13 protein-coding genes are annotated in these 15,481 nt (G+C 70.8%); 5 read left to right on the forward strand and 8 right to left on the reverse strand.

Annotated features, from left to right (window positions below; translation table 11 throughout):
* Positions 1–8: 8 nt before the first annotated feature.
* Entirely contained in the window at positions 9–3,275 is a 3,267-nt protein-coding gene (locus AAC134_RS06435; RefSeq protein WP_339948244.1) for a carboxyl transferase domain-containing protein, read from the reverse strand.
* A gap of 177 nt (positions 3,276–3,452) precedes the next feature.
* The gene (tcuA, locus tag AAC134_RS06440; protein WP_339948245.1) at positions 3,453–4,961 is read right to left on the reverse strand and encodes an FAD-dependent tricarballylate dehydrogenase TcuA; all 1,509 of its coding nucleotides are present in this window, start codon (positions 4,959–4,961) and stop codon (positions 3,453–3,455) included.
* Between the two features lie 175 nt (positions 4,962–5,136).
* On the opposite strand from tcuA, the gene AAC134_RS06445 reads away from it, so the two are divergent.
* Genes AAC134_RS06445 through AAC134_RS06460 form a run of 4 tightly spaced genes read left to right on the forward strand, consistent with a single transcriptional unit; the run spans position 5,137 to position 9,080 of the window.
* Positions 5,137–6,588 carry an MmgE/PrpD family protein gene (locus AAC134_RS06445; protein WP_339948246.1) on the forward strand — a complete coding sequence of 484 codons (1,452 nt, stop codon included), beginning with the start codon at positions 5,137–5,139 and terminating at the stop codon, positions 6,586–6,588.
* Positions 6,589–6,633: 45 nt separating this feature from the next.
* A complete protein-coding gene (locus AAC134_RS06450) occupies positions 6,634–7,500 on the forward strand; it encodes a MaoC/PaaZ C-terminal domain-containing protein (protein ID WP_339948247.1) in 867 nt (288 codons plus the stop codon).
* A gap of 31 nt (positions 7,501–7,531) precedes the next feature.
* Entirely contained in the window at positions 7,532–7,939 is a 408-nt protein-coding gene (locus AAC134_RS06455; protein ID WP_339948248.1) for a zinc ribbon domain-containing protein, read from the forward strand.
* 1 nt (position 7,940) lies between these two features.
* Positions 7,941–9,080, forward strand: coding sequence for a thiolase (locus tag AAC134_RS06460; RefSeq protein WP_339948249.1), 1,140 nt, complete (start codon positions 7,941–7,943; stop codon positions 9,078–9,080).
* A gap of 48 nt (positions 9,081–9,128) precedes the next feature.
* Here the strand turns inward: AAC134_RS06460 and AAC134_RS06465 are convergent, their stop codons facing one another.
* The 3 genes from AAC134_RS06465 to AAC134_RS06475 are packed head-to-tail and all read right to left on the reverse strand — an operon-like array spanning position 9,129 to position 11,746.
* Positions 9,129–9,542 carry a PaaI family thioesterase gene (locus AAC134_RS06465; protein ID WP_339948250.1) on the reverse strand — a complete coding sequence of 138 codons (414 nt, stop codon included), beginning with the start codon at positions 9,540–9,542 and terminating at the stop codon, positions 9,129–9,131.
* Positions 9,539–10,696: an acyl-CoA dehydrogenase family protein gene (locus AAC134_RS06470; RefSeq protein WP_339948251.1), complete on the reverse strand. Its 1,158-nt coding sequence runs from the start codon at positions 10,694–10,696 to the stop codon at positions 9,539–9,541. The genes AAC134_RS06465 and AAC134_RS06470 overlap by 4 nt, the downstream gene beginning before the upstream one ends.
* A 27-nt stretch (positions 10,697–10,723) precedes the next feature.
* Positions 10,724–11,746, reverse strand: coding sequence for a nitronate monooxygenase (locus tag AAC134_RS06475; protein WP_339948252.1), 1,023 nt, complete (start codon positions 11,744–11,746; stop codon positions 10,724–10,726).
* A 94-nt stretch (positions 11,747–11,840) separates the two neighbouring features.
* On the opposite strand from AAC134_RS06475, the gene AAC134_RS06480 reads away from it, so the two are divergent.
* Positions 11,841–12,230, forward strand: coding sequence for a PaaI family thioesterase (locus AAC134_RS06480; RefSeq protein WP_339948253.1), 390 nt, complete (start codon positions 11,841–11,843; stop codon positions 12,228–12,230).
* Between the two features lie 21 nt (positions 12,231–12,251).
* On the opposite strand, the gene AAC134_RS06485 is transcribed toward AAC134_RS06480, so the two are convergent.
* The 3 genes from AAC134_RS06485 to AAC134_RS06495 are packed head-to-tail and all read right to left on the reverse strand — an operon-like array spanning position 12,252 to position 15,232.
* A complete protein-coding gene (locus AAC134_RS06485; protein WP_339948254.1) occupies positions 12,252–13,595 on the reverse strand; it encodes a TRAP transporter large permease in 1,344 nt (447 codons plus the stop codon).
* A gap of 15 nt (positions 13,596–13,610) precedes the next feature.
* Positions 13,611–14,177 (reverse strand): TRAP transporter small permease, encoded by a 567-nt coding sequence (locus AAC134_RS06490; RefSeq protein ID WP_339948255.1) that lies wholly within the window; start codon positions 14,175–14,177, stop codon positions 13,611–13,613.
* Positions 14,165–15,232, reverse strand: coding sequence for a C4-dicarboxylate TRAP transporter substrate-binding protein (locus tag AAC134_RS06495; RefSeq protein WP_339948256.1), 1,068 nt, complete (start codon positions 15,230–15,232; stop codon positions 14,165–14,167). The genes AAC134_RS06490 and AAC134_RS06495 overlap by 13 nt, the downstream gene beginning before the upstream one ends.
* Positions 15,233–15,481 lie beyond the last annotated feature (249 nt).

Consider the following 15,481-nt stretch of genomic DNA (forward strand, 5'->3'; position numbering starts at 1 on the left):
GGGGGGGCTCAGGCCTCCCGGCGACCCGCGGCGCCCGAGGCCGCCTGCAGGCCCGAGACGATCCAGTCGCGCGTCTCGGCCGGGTCTACCACCTCGTCGACCGACAGGAAGGCCGCCGCGTTCTGCGGGCTGCCGCGATCGTGGAGCGCGTCGATCAGCTCGCGCTCGCGCGCCTGGCGGGCGGCGGGATCCCTGATCGCGGCCAGTTCCCGGCGATGCCCCAGACGGACCTGCCCCTCGAGGCCCATCTTGCCGAAGTGGCCGGTGGGCCAGCAGATCGTGAACCCCTGTCCGTGCGCGTCGCCCGAGACCATGGCCAGCGCGCCCAGCCCGTAGGCCTTGCGCACCACCACCGTGAGCTGCGGCACGCTCAGCCTGGCGCATTCGGCGAACATGCGCCCGGCCTGCCGCACCAGGCCCTCGGCCTCGGCGGCGGGGCCGACCATGAAGCCGGGCGTGTCGCAGAGCTTCAGCAGCGGCAGGCGCAGCTTTTCGGCCAGGGCCGCGAACTCGGCCGCCTTGCAGGCGGCGGCGGCGTCGATGGCGCCGCCCAGATGCTCGGGGTTGTTGGCGAGAATCGCGACGGGCCGCCCCTCGATCCGCGCGAAGACGGTGAGGACTCCCAGCCCGTAGTCCGGCCGCAGCGGGAGGATCGAGCCCTCGTCGGCCAGCCCCGCGATCACGTCCTGCATCCGGTAGGCGCGCCGCGGCGCCTGGGGCACGATGTGGCGCAGCCGGCGCGGGTCCGGCGCGGTCCACTCCGCCGTCGGGCCCTGCACGAGGGCCAGCAGCGCCTTGACGGCGGCGACGGCCCCGGCCTCGTCCTCGACCACCATGTCGAGCACGCCGTTGCGCGCCTGGACGTCGACCGGCCCCACCGCCTCGGCCGCGACCAGGCCCAGGCCCCCGCCCTCGATCATCGCCGGACCGCCCATGCCCAGCGAGGCGTCGCGGGTCGCCACGATCACGTCCGAGGCCGCGGCAAGCGCCGCGTTGCCCGCAAAGCACCGTCCCGAGACGACCGAGATCACCGGGACCCGCGACTTGAGCCGCGCGACATTGGCGAACGTGGGGTTGTGCAGCCGCAGGACCGCCTGTTCGTCGGTGTCCCCGGGCCGCCCGCCGCCGCCCTCGACGAACATCACCAGCGGCAGCCGGCTGTCCTCGGCCAGGCGGAACAGGCGGTTCTTCTTGAGGTGCCCCAGGATCCCCTGCGTGCCGGCGAAGACGGTGTAGTCGTAGGCCATCACCGCGCAATGCGTGGCCTCGGCCCCGAAGCGCGCGGCGTTGATCGTGCAGAGCCCGGTGACGACGCCGTCGGCGGGGCTGACGCGCTTGAGCTCCTCGAGGCTGCGGCGGCCGCGCTGGGCGGCCAGCGCGTGCGCGCCGAATTCGCGGAAGGAGCCGGGATCGCAGAGCTCGGCGAGGGTCTCGCGCGCGGTGCGCCGGCCCGTCGCGCGACGCCTGGCGACGGCCTCGGGCCGGCCGGCGTCGGAGATCAGCCGCCGGTCCGCGAGAAGCCTCTGCAGGTCGTCGCGGATATGGTCGGGGTCGATCTCCGCCTCGGCCGCGGCCTCGCTCCGTTCGGTCCCGTCGGGCTGGAGGAACAGCAGCGGCGCCCCCCGGCTCATCGCGTCGCCGGGCGACCAGGGCGTCGCGAGGACCACGCCGCCGATTGGCGCGGCGACGGCGAACTCCATCTTCATCGCCTCGGTGATCGCGAGCGTCTGGCCCGGCGCCACGCGATCCCCCGCCGCCACCAGAAGCTCGACCAGGCGGCAGTCGTTGGCGACCGCGACGGTCTCGGCGCCCTCCGGCGCCTTGGGGAGCGCGGTGGCCTGCGCGGTCTCGGCGGGGGGCGCGGCCTCGCCGCCGAAGTCGAGCGCGGGATGCGCCCCGGCCTCGGCCTGCGCCAGCTCGGCGGCGTGGCGGTCGACAAAACCGATGTCGAAGCGGTCGGCCCGCACCTGCGCGTGCGCGAGCAGGCTGCGCAGGAAGGGGAGGTTCGTGGCGACCCCGTCGACCCGCGCCTCGCAGGCGGCGCGATAGGCCTTGCGCCACAGACCCGCGGGATCGGCCTGCGAGACATGCGCCACCAGCTTGGCCAGCAGCGAGTCGTAGTCGAGCCCCACCTCGTGGCCCGCATGTCCGATGGCCTCGGTCCGCAGCCCGCCGCCGGAGGGAAAGTCGAACCGCGCGATCCGCCCGCGCGCAGGGACGGCCGCGCCGTCGGGCGACACCGTCTCGGCGTTGACCCGCATCTGCAGGGCCATGCCGCGCGGGGGCGTGGGGTCGCTCAGCCCCTCGGCCGCGAGATCGCCCCCGACCGCGAGGCGGAGCTGCAACCCGACGAGGTCGAGGCCCGTCACCTCCTCGGTCACCGTGTGTTCGACCTGCAGGCGGGGGTTCACCTCCAGGAACCAGGCCGCCTCGCCTTCGGCCGCGACCAGGAACTCGACGGTGGCAAGACCGCGATAGCCGACATGGGTCCCGATCCTGCGCGCCGCGTCATGGAGCGTCCGGCGCATCGCCTCGGGCAGGAAGGCGGCCGGCGCGATCTCGATCAGCTTCTGGTGACGGCGCTGGAGCGAGCACTCGCGCTCCCCCAGCACCATGACCCGCGTCCCGTCGCCCACGATCTGCACCTCGACATGGCGCGCGCGCTCGACCAGTTCCTCGGCCAGCACGCGGTCGTCCCCGAAGGCGGTCCGCGCCTCGGAGCGGCATCGCTCGAGCTCGGCGGCCAGGTCGGCGGGGTCGCGCACCACGCGGATGCCGCGCCCGCCCCCGCCGGCCAGCGCCTTGAGCATCACCGGGCGGCCGAGCGCCTCCATGAAGGCGCGGGCCTCGGCCGCGTCGGCGAGAACGCCGCTGCCGCGGGTCAGGGGCGCCGCGCAGGCCGCGGCGGTCTCACGCGAACGGACCTTGTCGCCGAAGATCTCGAGCGCCTCGGGCGAGGGGCCCACGAAGATCAGACCGGCCGCCTCGCAGGCGCGCGCGAAGGCGGCGCTTTCGCTGAGGAACCCGTAGCCGGGATGCACCAGCCCGGCGCCCGAGGCCAGGGCGGCCGCGATGACCCCCTCGATGTCGAGATAGGCCGCGGCGCCGCGTCCGGGCAGGATCGCCTGCGCGTCGGCCTTGCGGAGATGGGCGGCCGAGGGGTCGCCCGCCGGCGCCGCGGCGACGCTGCGCCAGCCGATGTCGGACACGGCGCGCGCGATGCGGACGGCGATCTCGCCGCGGTTGGCGATGAAGACCTTGCGAGGCGCTGTCATGGCGCGGCTCCTGTGCTCGGCGGCGGGACGGGGCGCCCGCGCCTGCATGGCCCGGCGGGCCGCGGCCCGGCCCGGCGCAGGCGTCAAAAAAGCCCCCGACCGCTGGGCGGCCGGGGGTGCGAAGTCGCCCGCATCCGGGGAGGGTGGCCTACGGGGGGGAGACGAGACGGCCGGGCGTCAGCCCACCGCCTCGGGTCGGCGGGCGGAGGCGCCGACGTAGGCCGCCGCACTCTCGCCCGCGAGCTTGCCGAAGACCGAGCCCGACATCAGGCCGGTGCCGCCGGGATAGTTCTCGTAGAACAGGCCGCCCACCAGCTCGCCCGCCGCGTAGAGGCCGGGGATCGACTGGTCGGTCATGTCCTGCACCTCGCCCAGCGTGTTGATCTGCAGCCCGCCGAAAGTGAAGGTGATGCCGGTCGTGCAGACATAGGCCTCATAGGGCGGCTGGTTGATCGGCAGCGCCCAGTTGGTCTTGTTGGGGCTGAGGCCCTTGGTGGTCACGCCGTCGAGGACCGAGGGGTTGTATTCGCCCCCCTGGCAGGCCGCGTTGTAGTCGCTCACCGTGCGGGCCAGCATCTCGGGGTCGAGGTCGAGCTGCTCGGCCAGGCCCTCGATGGTGTCGGCGACGGCCTTGGTCACCTCCTTGATCCGGTATTCGTCGCGCAGGCGGTGGATGGTCTGCTGGTCGAAGATCTGGATCGCGGTGCGGTTGGGCTGGGCCATGATCTCGCGCCCATACTTGGCGTAGGTCAGGTTGCGGTAGTCCGCGCCCTCGTCGACGAACCGCTCGCAGTCGGTGTTGACCATGATGCCCAGCGGGTAGGAGTGCTTCTGGAAGTTGTCGAGCACCCAGCGGTCGCCGTAGGGCGGGGCCGAGATGTCCCACTCGCAGGCATGGCAGGACGACCAGTTGCCATAGGGCCTCGCCCCGATCTCGAGCGCGGCCTGGATGCCCTCGCCCATGTTGTGGCGGGTGCCGCGCACGCGGCACAGGTCCCAGCCCACGCCCAGGTAGCGCACGCGCCATTCCTGGTTCGATTCGAAGCCCCCGCAGGCGAGGATCACGGCCCGGGCGGTGATCTCTTCATAGCCGGCCTTCGTGCGCACCTTCACGCCGGTGACGGTGCGGTCTTTGGACTGGATCAGCCCGATCACGGCGGCGCCGTAGCGGATCTCGACCCCCAGTTTCTCGGCGCGCTGGATCTCGGCCTCGACCAGGCCCGCGCCGCCGCCGACCGCCTCGATGTTCACGCCGCCGTAGAACAGGTGCTTGCCGTCGACCAGGTAGGACTGCCGGCCGAACATCGGCACGAAGCGGATCGCGTGGCTGCGCAGCCAGCCCATGGTCATCCGCGAGCGGTCGACCAGCAGCTGGGCCAGGTCCTCGTCGGTCTGGTGGCGGGTGACCTCGCGCATCTGGTCCATGAAGAACTCACGGCTGTGCGGGGGCAGGACGATCTGGTTGCGCTCCTCCTCCGACAGGTCGGTGAGGATGTCCTCCATGACGTCCTCGAGCCCCTCGTGCGCGAACCGGAAGCCGCCGGCGGTGAAGTAGGAGTTGCCGCCGCGCTCCTCCTCGGGGGCCCGCTCGAGCACGAGGGTCCGGGCTCCGTTCTCCTGGGCCGAAAGGGCGGCGCAGAGGGCGGCGTTGCCGCAACCGACAACGATCACGTCGTACTCGCTCAAGTCTCGTCTCCTTGATCTCGCGTCTGTCCGGGTTGGGGCGCTCCGAAACCGCGCCCTTGCTGGGACCTGTATGCCCAAGGGCCTTGCGGCAGTCAACTGTTGACACCTTGAGTCGGGTGACGCAGGTTCCTCGCCGTGGCCAGTCGGCCGACAGGTTGGAATCGAGGGGCGGGGAATGAGCGCGAACGCCGACCCGGATGCAGGACAGGGCTCAGGGCGGGGCCCAGGACAGGGCCCAGGGCAAGGTGCAGGGCAGGGGGCGGGGCCTTCGGCCGCGCTGGCCGCCTTCGCGACCCGCCTGCGGTTCGAGCACATCCCCGGCCCGGTGCTCGACATCGCCCGCAAGCACATCCTGGATGCGCTCGGCATCGCCGTCGCCTCCACGACCTTCCCGTTCGCCGGGCCGACGCTCGCCGCGGTCGAGGCGCTGTCGGCCGGCGGTCGGGGCACGGTGATCGGATCGGCCGTGGGCGTCGCGCCGCGGGACGCGGCGATGGCCAACGGCGTGCTGATGCACGGCCTCGACTATGACGACACCCATCTTCAGGCCATCGTGCACGCCACGGTGGCGGTCCTGCCCGCGGTGCTCGCCGTCGGGGAGCGGCAGGGCGCCTCGGGGCGCGACGCGCTGGCGGCCTTCTGCATCGGGATGGAGGCGGCGGTGCGGCTGGGCGCCGCCGTCAAGGGCGGCTTCCACCACACCGGCTTTCACGCGACCGGCGTGCTGGCGCATTTCTCCTCGGCCCTCGCCGCCGGCCGGCTGACGGGGGCGAGCGAGGCCGACCACGTCAACGCGCTGGGCATCGCGGCCAGCACCGCCTCGGGCATCCAGGTGTTCCTCGAGGAGGGCGCCTGGACCAAGCGGCTGCATCCGGGCTGGGCGGCCGCGGGGGGCATGACCGCCGCCTGCCTCGCGCAGGCGGGCTTCAAGGGCCCTTCGCGCGCGCTCGAGGGCAGGTTCGGCCTGTTCGAGACCCATCTCCACCACTGGGCCGCGGAGGTGGACCCGCGTTTCCTGACCGAGGGGCTGGGCGAGGTCTGGATGCTGGCCGACACGGCGCTGAAGCCCTATCCGGTCTGCCACTTCATTCACGGCGCCGCCGACGCCGCGCTGGAGCTTCGCGACGAGCTCGGCGGCGCCGAGATCGCGGCGGTTGAGATCCGGCTGCCCCGCGACACACTCGCGATCGTGGCCGAGCCGATCGAGGCCAAGCGCCGCGCGCGCAACGAATACGAGGCGAAGTTCAGCGCGCCCTTCGTGGTGGCCTCTACCCTGCTGCGCGGCCGCTTCGGGCTCGCCGACCTGTCGGAGGCGGCGATCGCCGACCCGGCGACCCGGGCGCTGGCGGCGCGGTGCAGCTGCCTCGCCGATCCCGACAGCCGGTTTCCCGAATACTTTTCAGGCGGCGTCGCGCTGCGCCTTGCCGACGGGCGCGTCCTGTCGAAACATGTGCCGATCAACAGCGGCGCCGGGGCGCGGCGGATGTCGCTTGACGAGACCTCGGCGAAGTTCTTCCTCAATGCCGGGCTGGCGCGCGACGCGGCCGGCGCGGCGGCGATCCGCGCGGCGGTTCTCGACCTCGAGAGCGGGGGCCTCGCGCCGCTCATGCAGGCGTTGCGGGGCTGAGCCCGGCGCGCCTTCGCGATCCTCGAACCACAGGACCCAAGCGACATGCCCATCGACCACGACCGACTGCTCGCCCGCGCCTTTCCCGAGGTCGAGCAGCCTTACAGCGCCCGCGACGTGATCCTCTACGCGCTGGGCATCGGCATTGGCGCGGATCCGCTGGACGAGGCGCAGGTGCGCTTCACGTTCGAGGAATCCGAGGGCTTCGCCCCCCTCGCCACCATGCCGGTGGTGATGGCCGGACCGGGCTTCTGGGTGCGCGAGCCCGACAGCGGCGTCACCTGGGAACAGGTTCTGCACGGCGAGCAGCGGCTGACGCTGCACAATCCGATGCCGGCCGAGGGCGTCGCCGTCGGCCGCACCCGGATCGAGGGCGTCGTGGACAAGGGCGAGGGCAAGGGCGCGCTGATCTACGTCGCGCGCGAGATCCACGAGAAGACCACCGGCGTGCATGTCGCGACCTCGCTCTCGACCACCTTCGCGCGGGCGGACGGCGGCTTCGGCGGGCCCTCGGGGCCGGTGCTGGCGGCCCCCCCGGTTCCCGACCGGGCGCCGGACCTGGTCGACGAATGGGCGACCCCGCCGCAGGCCGCGCTGATCTATCGGCTGTCGGGCGACAGCAATCCGCTGCACGCCTCGCCCCGGGTGGCGGCCCAGGCGGGCTTCCCCGCCCCGATCCTGCATGGCCTGTGCTCCTACGGCGTCGCGGGCTGGTCGATCCTGCGCACCTGCTGCGGCGGCGATCCGACCCGCCTCAGGCAGATCGATCTGCGCTTCTCGTCCCCGGTCTTCCCCGGCGAGACCCTGCGCACCGAGATCTGGCAGGATGGCGAGGAAGTCTCGTTCCGCACCCGCGTCGTCGAGCGCGACAGGATCGTGCTGAACAACGGATACGCCCGCATCGCCGCCTGACCCTGCGCCACGCTCTCGCCAAGGACCCAAGATGACGAAACGCTTCGTTCCGACCCCGAGCCCGGAAACCCGACACTACTGGGAGGGCGCGAAACTCGGGGAGCTCCGCCTGCAGCGCTGCGTCGCCTGCGACCACGCCTATTTCCCGCCGCGCCCGTTCTGCCCCGACTGCGGCTCGCGCGAGGTCGCCGTCTTCGCGGCCTCGGGCAAGGCCACCCTGCACAGCTACATCATCAACCACATCGGCGCGCCGGGGCGCGAGCCGCCCTTTGCGGTCGCGATCGTGGAGCTCGCCGAGGGCCCGCGCCTGATGTCCAACATCCTCGAGTGCGACCAGACCCCCGAGGCGCTGACCCTCGACATGCCCCTCGAGGTCACCTTCGAGGCGATCACCGACGAGATCACGCTGCCCCAGTTCAAGCCCGCGAAAGGCGCCTGAGATGACCCCGAATTCCGTCGCCATCGTCGGCGCCGCCGAGACCACCGAGCTGGGCCGCCTGCCCGACATGGGCCAGATCATGCTGCACGCGGACGCGGCGCTGAACGCGATGCGCGACTGCGGCCTGACGGCGAAGGACATCGACGGCCTCGCCACCGCCGGCCACAACCCCGCCGAGCTCGCGCATTACCTGGGCATCGCGCCGCGCTGGGTCGACGGCACCTCGGTGGGCGGCTGCTCCTACATGATCCACATCCGGCACGCGGTCGCGGCGCTGGAATCGGGCCTGTGCCACACGGTGCTGATCACCCACGGCGAAAGCGGGCGCAGCCGCGCGGGCGCGCTGGCCCCGCCGGTCTTCGCCAACCACTACGACCAGCAGTTCGAGCTTCCCTACGGCGTCTCGATCGCGCCCACCCGCTTCACGCTGCCGGTGATGCGGATGATGAAGGACACCGGCCTGACCGTGGAACAGCTCGCCACGGTCGCGGTGGTGCAGCGGGAATGGGCGGCCTTCCACCCCCGCGCCTCGTTCCGCGATCCGATCACGGTCGACGACGTGCTGAGCTCCAAGATGATCGCCTGGCCGTTCCGCAAGCTGATGTGCTGCCTGGTCACCGACGGCGGCGGGGCGCTGATCCTGACCCGGGCCGACCGGGCGAAGGACTTCCCGACCAGGCCCGTCTATGTCCGCGGCGTGGGCGAAAGCGTCGAGAGCCCGGCGGTCAGCCAGATGGGCGACCTGACCTCCTCGCGCGCCTTCCGGACTTCGGGCAAGGCGGCCTTCGAGAGCGCGGGCATCAGCCATGCCGACGTCGACCACCTGATGATCTACGACGCGTTCGCGCATCTGCCGATCTACGGGCTCGAGGATCTGGGCTTTGTCGGCCGTGGCGAGGCGGGCCCGTTCATCGCCGAGGGCAACACCCGTCCCGGCGGCAAGCTGCCGCTGAACACCAACGGCGGCGGGCTCAGCTACATGCACTCGGGAATGTACGGGATGTATGCGCTGCAGGAGAGCGTGCGGCAGATGCGCGGGATCTCGCCCGCCCAGGTCGAGGGGGCCGAGATCTCGGTCTGCCATGGCGTGGGGGGCATGTTCACCGCCGCGGGCACCGTGGTGATGACCAACGTCGCCTGAGCCGCGGCGAGGGCCCGGCGCGATCCTCCCCGCGCCGGGTCCGGTTTCTCAGGCGGAGAACAGCCTGAAGGATGCGCTCGCGCGGGCGATCACCTCGCCGTCCTCGTCCTCGACATGGGACTCGCAGAAGGCGATCGAGCGGCCCCGCTTCACGCAGCGGCCGATCCCCACCAGCTTTCCCCCCCGCGCGCCGCGCAGGAACGACGCGCCGAGCGAAAGCGTCACCCCCGCCTTGCCGAGTTCCCGCCCCGAGCCGCAGGTCAGCGCCGCGCCGCAGGCATGGTCAAGCAGGGTCAGCACGACCCCGCCATGCACCGTGGGCAGCCCGTTGAGGAGCCAGGGTTCGAGGTCGATCTCGACCATGCCCCAGTTCGGCCGGACCGCCACCGTGCGCGCGCCCACATAATCGCCGAACCCCCGCATCGCAGGGGTGGGCTTCGGGGGGCTGACCCCCGCGCTCATGCCGTCCGCCTCCGGGCCACCAGGTCGCGACCGATCAGCTCGCGCATGATCTCGCCGGCGCCCCCGGCGATCCGCATCATCCGCGCGTCCGCCCAGGCCCGCGCGATGGGGTATTCCCACATGTAGCCGTAGCCGCCATGCAGCTGCAGGCAGGTGTCGAGCGCCTCGGACTGGATCTCGCTCGCCAGCATCTTGGCCATCGCGGCGTCGATGTCCGACAGCTCGCCCGCGACATGCATCTGCACGCAGCGGTCGAGGAAGACGCGCAGCATCGCGGCGCGCGAGGCGATCTCGGCGAGCTTGAAGCGCGTGTTCTGGAAGTCTGCGATCGTCCGCCCGAAGGCCGCGCGCCCGCAGGTGTAATCGAGCGTCCAGTCCAGCGCCGCCTCGACCGAGCTGGCCGAGCGGATCGCCTGGAGCAGACGCTCCTGGGGCAGCTGGTCCATCAGCTGGGCGAAGCCGCGCCCCTCGCGGCCGATCAGGTTCGTTGCGGGGACCCGGACGTTCTGGAAGAACAGCTCCGACGTGTCCTGCGCCTTGTAGCCGACCTTCTCGAGGTTGCGGCCCCTGGCGAAGCCGGGCCGGTCCGCCTCGACCAGGATCAGGCTGACCCCGCGCGCGCCGGCGGCGGGATCGGTCTTGGCCGCGAGCACGATGAAGTCGCAGATCTGGCCGTTGGTGATGAACACCTTCTGGCCATTGATCACATACTCGTCGCCCTCGCGCACCGCGGTCGTGCGCATCGCCTTCACGTCCGAGCCGGCGGCGGGCTCGGTCATGGCGATGGCCCCGATCGCCTCGCCCCGCGCCATGCGGGGCAGCCACTCGGCCTTCAGCGCCTCGGCGCCGTAGTGCAGCAGGTAGGGCGCGACGATGTCGGAATGCACCGCAAAGCCGGGGCCCGAGTAGTTGTGCCAGGACATCTGCTCCTGGATCACGGCGGCATAGAGGAAGTCGACGCCGGCGCCGCCGTAGGCCTCGGGAAGCGTCACGCACAGCAGCCCCTGCGCGCCGGCGGCGAGCCACAGCTCGCGGCTGACCTGGCCGTCCTTCTCCCATTGCGCATGATGGGGGGCGACATGCTGCGCGATGAAGCGGTCGACGGAGTCGCGGAAGATGTCGTGGTCGGACGAGTAGATCGTTCTGCGGAACATGAGCGGCCCTTTCGGGTTCGGGAGGGATCAGAAGCAGGCGTCGAGCTGCGCGCGCGCGGCGGCGAACTCGGCGATCAGGTCCTCGACGATCTCGGCGACCGATTGGGGCTTGGACACGAAGCCCAGCGCCTGGCCTGCGTAGACCATGCCCCGCGAGGTGTCGCCGTCGGCATAGGTCCGCCGCGCCGCGGCGCCAGAGACATGCGGCAGCAGCGGCCCGATGCCGGCGTCGGGGTTGGCGCGCTCGAGCTCGGCGACAAGGCGCGTGGTCTCGTTGATCAGGGTCCGGGCGTTGTTGCGCACCGACCAGAGCGAGATGGTGGTGTCGTTCTCGCTCGCCGCGCACAGCGCGGCCTTGTAGCCGTCATGGGCCGGGATCTCGGTCGAGGCGAGGAACCGCGTGCCCATCAGCGCCCCCGAGGCGCCCATCGCCAGCGCGGCGAGGACCTGGGCGCCGTGCCCGATGCCCCCCCCGATCAGGTAGGGGATGCGCAGTCGCTGCCGGGCGAGCGCGGCGTTGACGATCGAGCCGATGGCGTTGGGCCCGGGATGGCCGCCGCATTCCCAGCCGACGATCACGACCATGTCGACGCCCACGCTCTGCGCCTTCTCGGCGTATTTCAGGCCCGGAACCTTGTGCATCACCTTGGCGCCGGCCGCCTTCAGGACGGGCAGATAGGGCTCGGGACTGCGGCCGGTGGTCTCGACGAAGCGGACCCCCTCCTCGGCCACGACCTCGACGATCCGCTCGATCCGCTCGTGCTCGGACGACCTGGGCAGCATCGCGATGTTCACGCCGAAGGGCAGGTCGCCGCACAGGTCCCTGGCCTTGCGGATCTCGGCGCGCAGCGAGGCGTCGTCGGGGAAGTGGTTCGAGGTCAGGAAGCCGATGATCCCCGCCCGGGCGCAGGCGGCGGCGTAGGTGGCGTCGGCCAGGAACTGCAGCCCGCCCGCCACCACCGGAAAGCGGGTGCCGAACAGGTCGGTCGCGGCGGTGCGCGCCACCACCGCGGCGGGCGTGCGAGGGGGAGCGGCGGGGGCAGGGGACATGGGCGGCGCTTCCTGAAGGAGGGAAAGTGTCGAATGTTGACAATATTGGCGCTGCGGCGGATCTTCGCCTGAAGCAAACCGGCAGGAGCGGAATATGACAGCAGATGCAGATGTTTACGGGTTCGGCGGGCACATGGGGATCGTGGTCGACCGGCTACACGAGGGCGAAGCCGAGCTGTCGCTCCAGCTTGAGGATCATCACCGGAACTTCTTCGGCATGGTGCATGGCGGCGTGCTGCTGACCCTGCTCGACCAGAGCTGCGGGGCGGCGCTGCGCAGCACGCGCCCCGCGCGATCCCCCCAGGGCAGCGTCACCATCCACCTGCAGAGCGTGTTCGTGGCCCCGGCCCGCGGCGACCGGATTGTCGCCCGCGGGCGCTGCCTGCGGCTGGGCCGCTCGATCGCCCAGTGCACGGCGGCGGTCGAGGACGCCGAGGGTCGGCTGGCGGCCACCGCGACCGGGACCTTCAAGCTGCTGGGGTGATCCGCGCATCCTCCTGCCGCCTCAGAACATGCTGGTCGGCAGGAGGAGCGAGATGATCGGAAAGGCGATCAGCAGCGCCAGCACGATCAGGTCGGCGACCAGGAACTTCACCACGCCCAGGAAGATCGTGTGGACCTTGATCTCGCGCGTCACCACGCTGTTGATCACGAACACGTTCAATCCCACAGGGGGGGTGATCAGCCCGATCTCCAAGAGCTTCACCACCACCACGCCGAACCAGATCAGGTCCATCCCCATGCCCTCGACGAGCGGGATCAGGAACGGCAGCGTCAACAGCATGGTGCCCAGCGGGTCGAGGAACATGCCCATGATCAGGAACAGCACCACGATCGCGAGCAGGATCGTCCAGTCCGAGAAGCCGTTGTGCGAGATGAAGTCGGCGAAATCCCGCGTCACGCCCGAAAGCGAGACGAAGGAGACGAAGATCTTCGCCCCCACCGCGATCAGGAACAGCGCCGCGGTCTGCGAGGCGGTGTCCTTCAGCGCCTGGAAGATCACCCGCAGCGTCAGCGTCCGCCACACCAGGCCGTAGGTCAGCATGAACGCGACGCTGATCGCGGCGACCTCGGTCGCGGTGAACACGCCCCCGTAGATGCCCCCGATGATCGTGCCGATCAGCACGAAGGCGGGCCAGGCGCGCAGCAGCGCCTCGAACCGCTCGCGCTTGCCGATGGTCTCCTCGACCTTGGGGGCCACGTCGGGCCGCAGGGTCACCCAGATCAGCACGGTGACGATGAAGCCCACCAGGCTCAGCAGCCCCGGCAGCACGCCGGCCAGGAACAGGCGGCTGACCGAGGTCTCGGTGAACAGGCCGTAGATGATGAACAGCACCGAGGGCGGGATCAGCGCGCCCAGCGTGCCGCCGACCGCGACCGAGGCGGTGGCGAGCTGGGGCGAGTAGCGATACTTGAGCATCTCGGGGACGCAGATCTTCCCCATCGAGGACGCGCAGGCCATGCTCGATCCCGTGATCGCCGAGAACCCGCCGCAGCCGATCAGCGAGGCGACCGCCAGCCCGCCCGGAACCCGCGACAGCCAGATGCGGACCGCGAAGTAGATCCGCGTGGTCACTTCCGAATGGAAGGCGAGGTGGCCGGCGAGGATGAACATGGGCACCATGCTCAGGTCATAGGAGTGCAGGAACTTGTAGGCGTTCGACTGCACCAGCCCGAGCGCGGGGCCAAAGCCCCGGTCGAGGTCGAACTCGGCGCCCGGCCGCCAGGAATAGGCGACCAGCGTGCAGGCGGTCGCCACGGCGACCAGAGTGAAAGCGATGGGGACGCGCAGGGCCAGCAACAGGAATGCTGCGCAGAACCCGTAGAGTCCGATCGTGCCGATATCCATGTGGGTGAAGCCCGGTCAGGTGCGGGACGGATCTTCGTCCTCGATCGCTCCGAGCGCGCAGAGCAGGTCGTGGACGAGAAGGTCGATCAACCGCAGAAGGAAAAATCCGATGCCGACGGCGTAGACGGCATAGCCCGGCCACTCCGGCAGGTTCAGGATTCCGAAGAAATAGCTGCCCTCGCTCCAGGTCTTGTAACCGGAGGAGACGGCCGTGATGGTGATCGGCGTCAGCGCCGCCAGCCCCACGATCGAGGCCAGCACGTCGAGCCAGATCCGCGTGCGCCGGCCGGCCCAGGCGGTGAACACCTCGATGGCGATGAAGCCCCGCTCGGCGGCGACGTAGGCGAAGGGAAGGCTGATGGTGGCGACCATCATCTCGCCGATGATCACGATCTCGTCGTAGAGACCCATGTTGAAGACGGTTCGCAACACGATCCCGAGCATCACGTAGGCCGTCATCGCCAGGATGACCACGGCGACGACGGCCAGGAGCGCGCCCTCGGCCTTGCCCAGCAGGCCTCTCGCGCGCCGATAGGCGGGCGCGCTCTGCGCGCGCCCGCCGTGTCCCGTCACCGGGTCCATGGATAGCCCTTCTCGTCCCGCTCCCTGGCGTACTTGTCGAGAAGTTCCAGATACTGGGCGTAGGCGGCATCGGCGTCATAGCCCTGGGCGGCCATGTTGGTCTTCCAGTCGTCGATGTACTTCTTGCTGATCTCGTCGAGGATCGCCTCGTCCTCGGCCGAGGCGTGGATCACTTCGACCGGCCGGCCGTAGGCGCCCGCCTCGAGCGCCGCGCGGGCGGCCAGGTCCTCTTCGATCAGATACTCGGCCTGACGATCGGTGAGGAAGTCGCCCGCCTTGCGCAGCGCCTCGCGCTGGGAGTCGGACAGCCGGTCGTGGACGTCCTTGTTGATCCCCGCGACGATGCCGGCGGTCTGGCCCCAGTCGATGATCAGGACCTGGTCGATGATCTCCCAGAACTTGTAGGGATCGATCGAGTAGAGCAGCACCTGCGAGCAGTCGACGAGCCCGGTGTCGAGCGCCTGATAGGACTCGCCGTAGGTCAGGTTGACGATGGTCGCGCCATAGTCCGACAGCGCGTGGCTGTAGATGCCGGCCCCGCGGTACTTCTTGCCCTTCAGGTCCGCCACGCCCTTGATGTCGGCGCCCTTGCACATGACCTGGTTGGCGGTGGTGTGGATCGCGCCGACGAAGACGATGTTCTGCCTGGCCAGCGCGTCGATCATGTCCGCGTTCGTGGTCAACAGCTCATGCAGCGCGCGCGAGCCGACCCAGGCGTCGCCGGACTCCCCGATCGGCAGGTCGCCGATGCCCTGACCCTGCAGCTCCTTTGGATTGTAGGCCGCGATCAGGGTGCCCATGTCGGCCGTCTGCGCGGCCACGCCGTCGAAGATCGCGCCCCACTTCAGCAGCGCGCCGCCCCAGTGGAACTCGATCTCGAGCTCCCCGTTCGACAGCTTCGCGAGCTCGTTGCCGAAGTCGGTCAGCGCGCGCGACTTGGCCCCGCGGTTCGGACTGCCCTCGACATAGCGCAGGGTCATCTCCGCCGTCGCGGCCGCCGCCGTGCCCGACAGCAGCGCGCATGCAAGCGCCCCGGCCTTCAGAATCGTGTTCACCGTCACCTCCCTGGTCCGTCGTTGCGGCCGTGAACGTCCGACGCGCGGCGCTTGCGCTGTCCTCCACGTCGATGCCGAAGCGACCTCCCAGTCCGCTCCGGCCTCGCTCGGGCCATGTCGCCGCAAGACGTAGCGGCGCCCGCATTCGGTAGACTGCCGGCAGTAGTCGTGTCAACAGTTGAACATTCTGGCGCCGGCGGCTATAGGCTGGCCGCCAGACGAGACGGGAGGCCGGCGTCGCGCCGGTCG

It is taken from the genome of uncultured Albimonas sp. (assembly GCF_963977235.1).
Taxonomy (GTDB): domain Bacteria; phylum Pseudomonadota; class Alphaproteobacteria; order Rhodobacterales; family Rhodobacteraceae; genus Albimonas.

What these genes read in the sequence shown, in the direction of transcription:
- AAC134_RS06435 (WP_339948244.1), bottom strand. Translation starts at nt 3,275, where the DNA reads ATGACAGCGCCTCGCAAGGTCTTCATCGCCAACCGCGGCGAGATCGCC.
- AAC134_RS06445 (WP_339948246.1), top strand. Translation starts at nt 5,137, where the DNA reads ATGAGCGCGAACGCCGACCCGGATGCAGGACAGGGCTCAGGGCGGGGC.
- AAC134_RS06450 (WP_339948247.1), top strand. Translation starts at nt 6,634, where the DNA reads ATGCCCATCGACCACGACCGACTGCTCGCCCGCGCCTTTCCCGAGGTC.
- AAC134_RS06455 (WP_339948248.1), top strand. Translation starts at nt 7,532, where the DNA reads ATGACGAAACGCTTCGTTCCGACCCCGAGCCCGGAAACCCGACACTAC.
- AAC134_RS06460 (WP_339948249.1), top strand. Translation starts at nt 7,941, where the DNA reads ATGACCCCGAATTCCGTCGCCATCGTCGGCGCCGCCGAGACCACCGAG.
- AAC134_RS06465 (WP_339948250.1), bottom strand. Translation starts at nt 9,542, where the DNA reads ATGAGCGCGGGGGTCAGCCCCCCGAAGCCCACCCCTGCGATGCGGGGG.
- AAC134_RS06470 (WP_339948251.1), bottom strand. Translation starts at nt 10,696, where the DNA reads ATGTTCCGCAGAACGATCTACTCGTCCGACCACGACATCTTCCGCGAC.
- AAC134_RS06475 (WP_339948252.1), bottom strand. Translation starts at nt 11,746, where the DNA reads ATGTCCCCTGCCCCCGCCGCTCCCCCTCGCACGCCCGCCGCGGTGGTG.
- AAC134_RS06480 (WP_339948253.1), top strand. Translation starts at nt 11,841, where the DNA reads ATGACAGCAGATGCAGATGTTTACGGGTTCGGCGGGCACATGGGGATC.
- AAC134_RS06485 (WP_339948254.1), bottom strand. Translation starts at nt 13,595, where the DNA reads ATGGATATCGGCACGATCGGACTCTACGGGTTCTGCGCAGCATTCCTG.
- AAC134_RS06490 (WP_339948255.1), bottom strand. Translation starts at nt 14,177, where the DNA reads ATGGACCCGGTGACGGGACACGGCGGGCGCGCGCAGAGCGCGCCCGCC.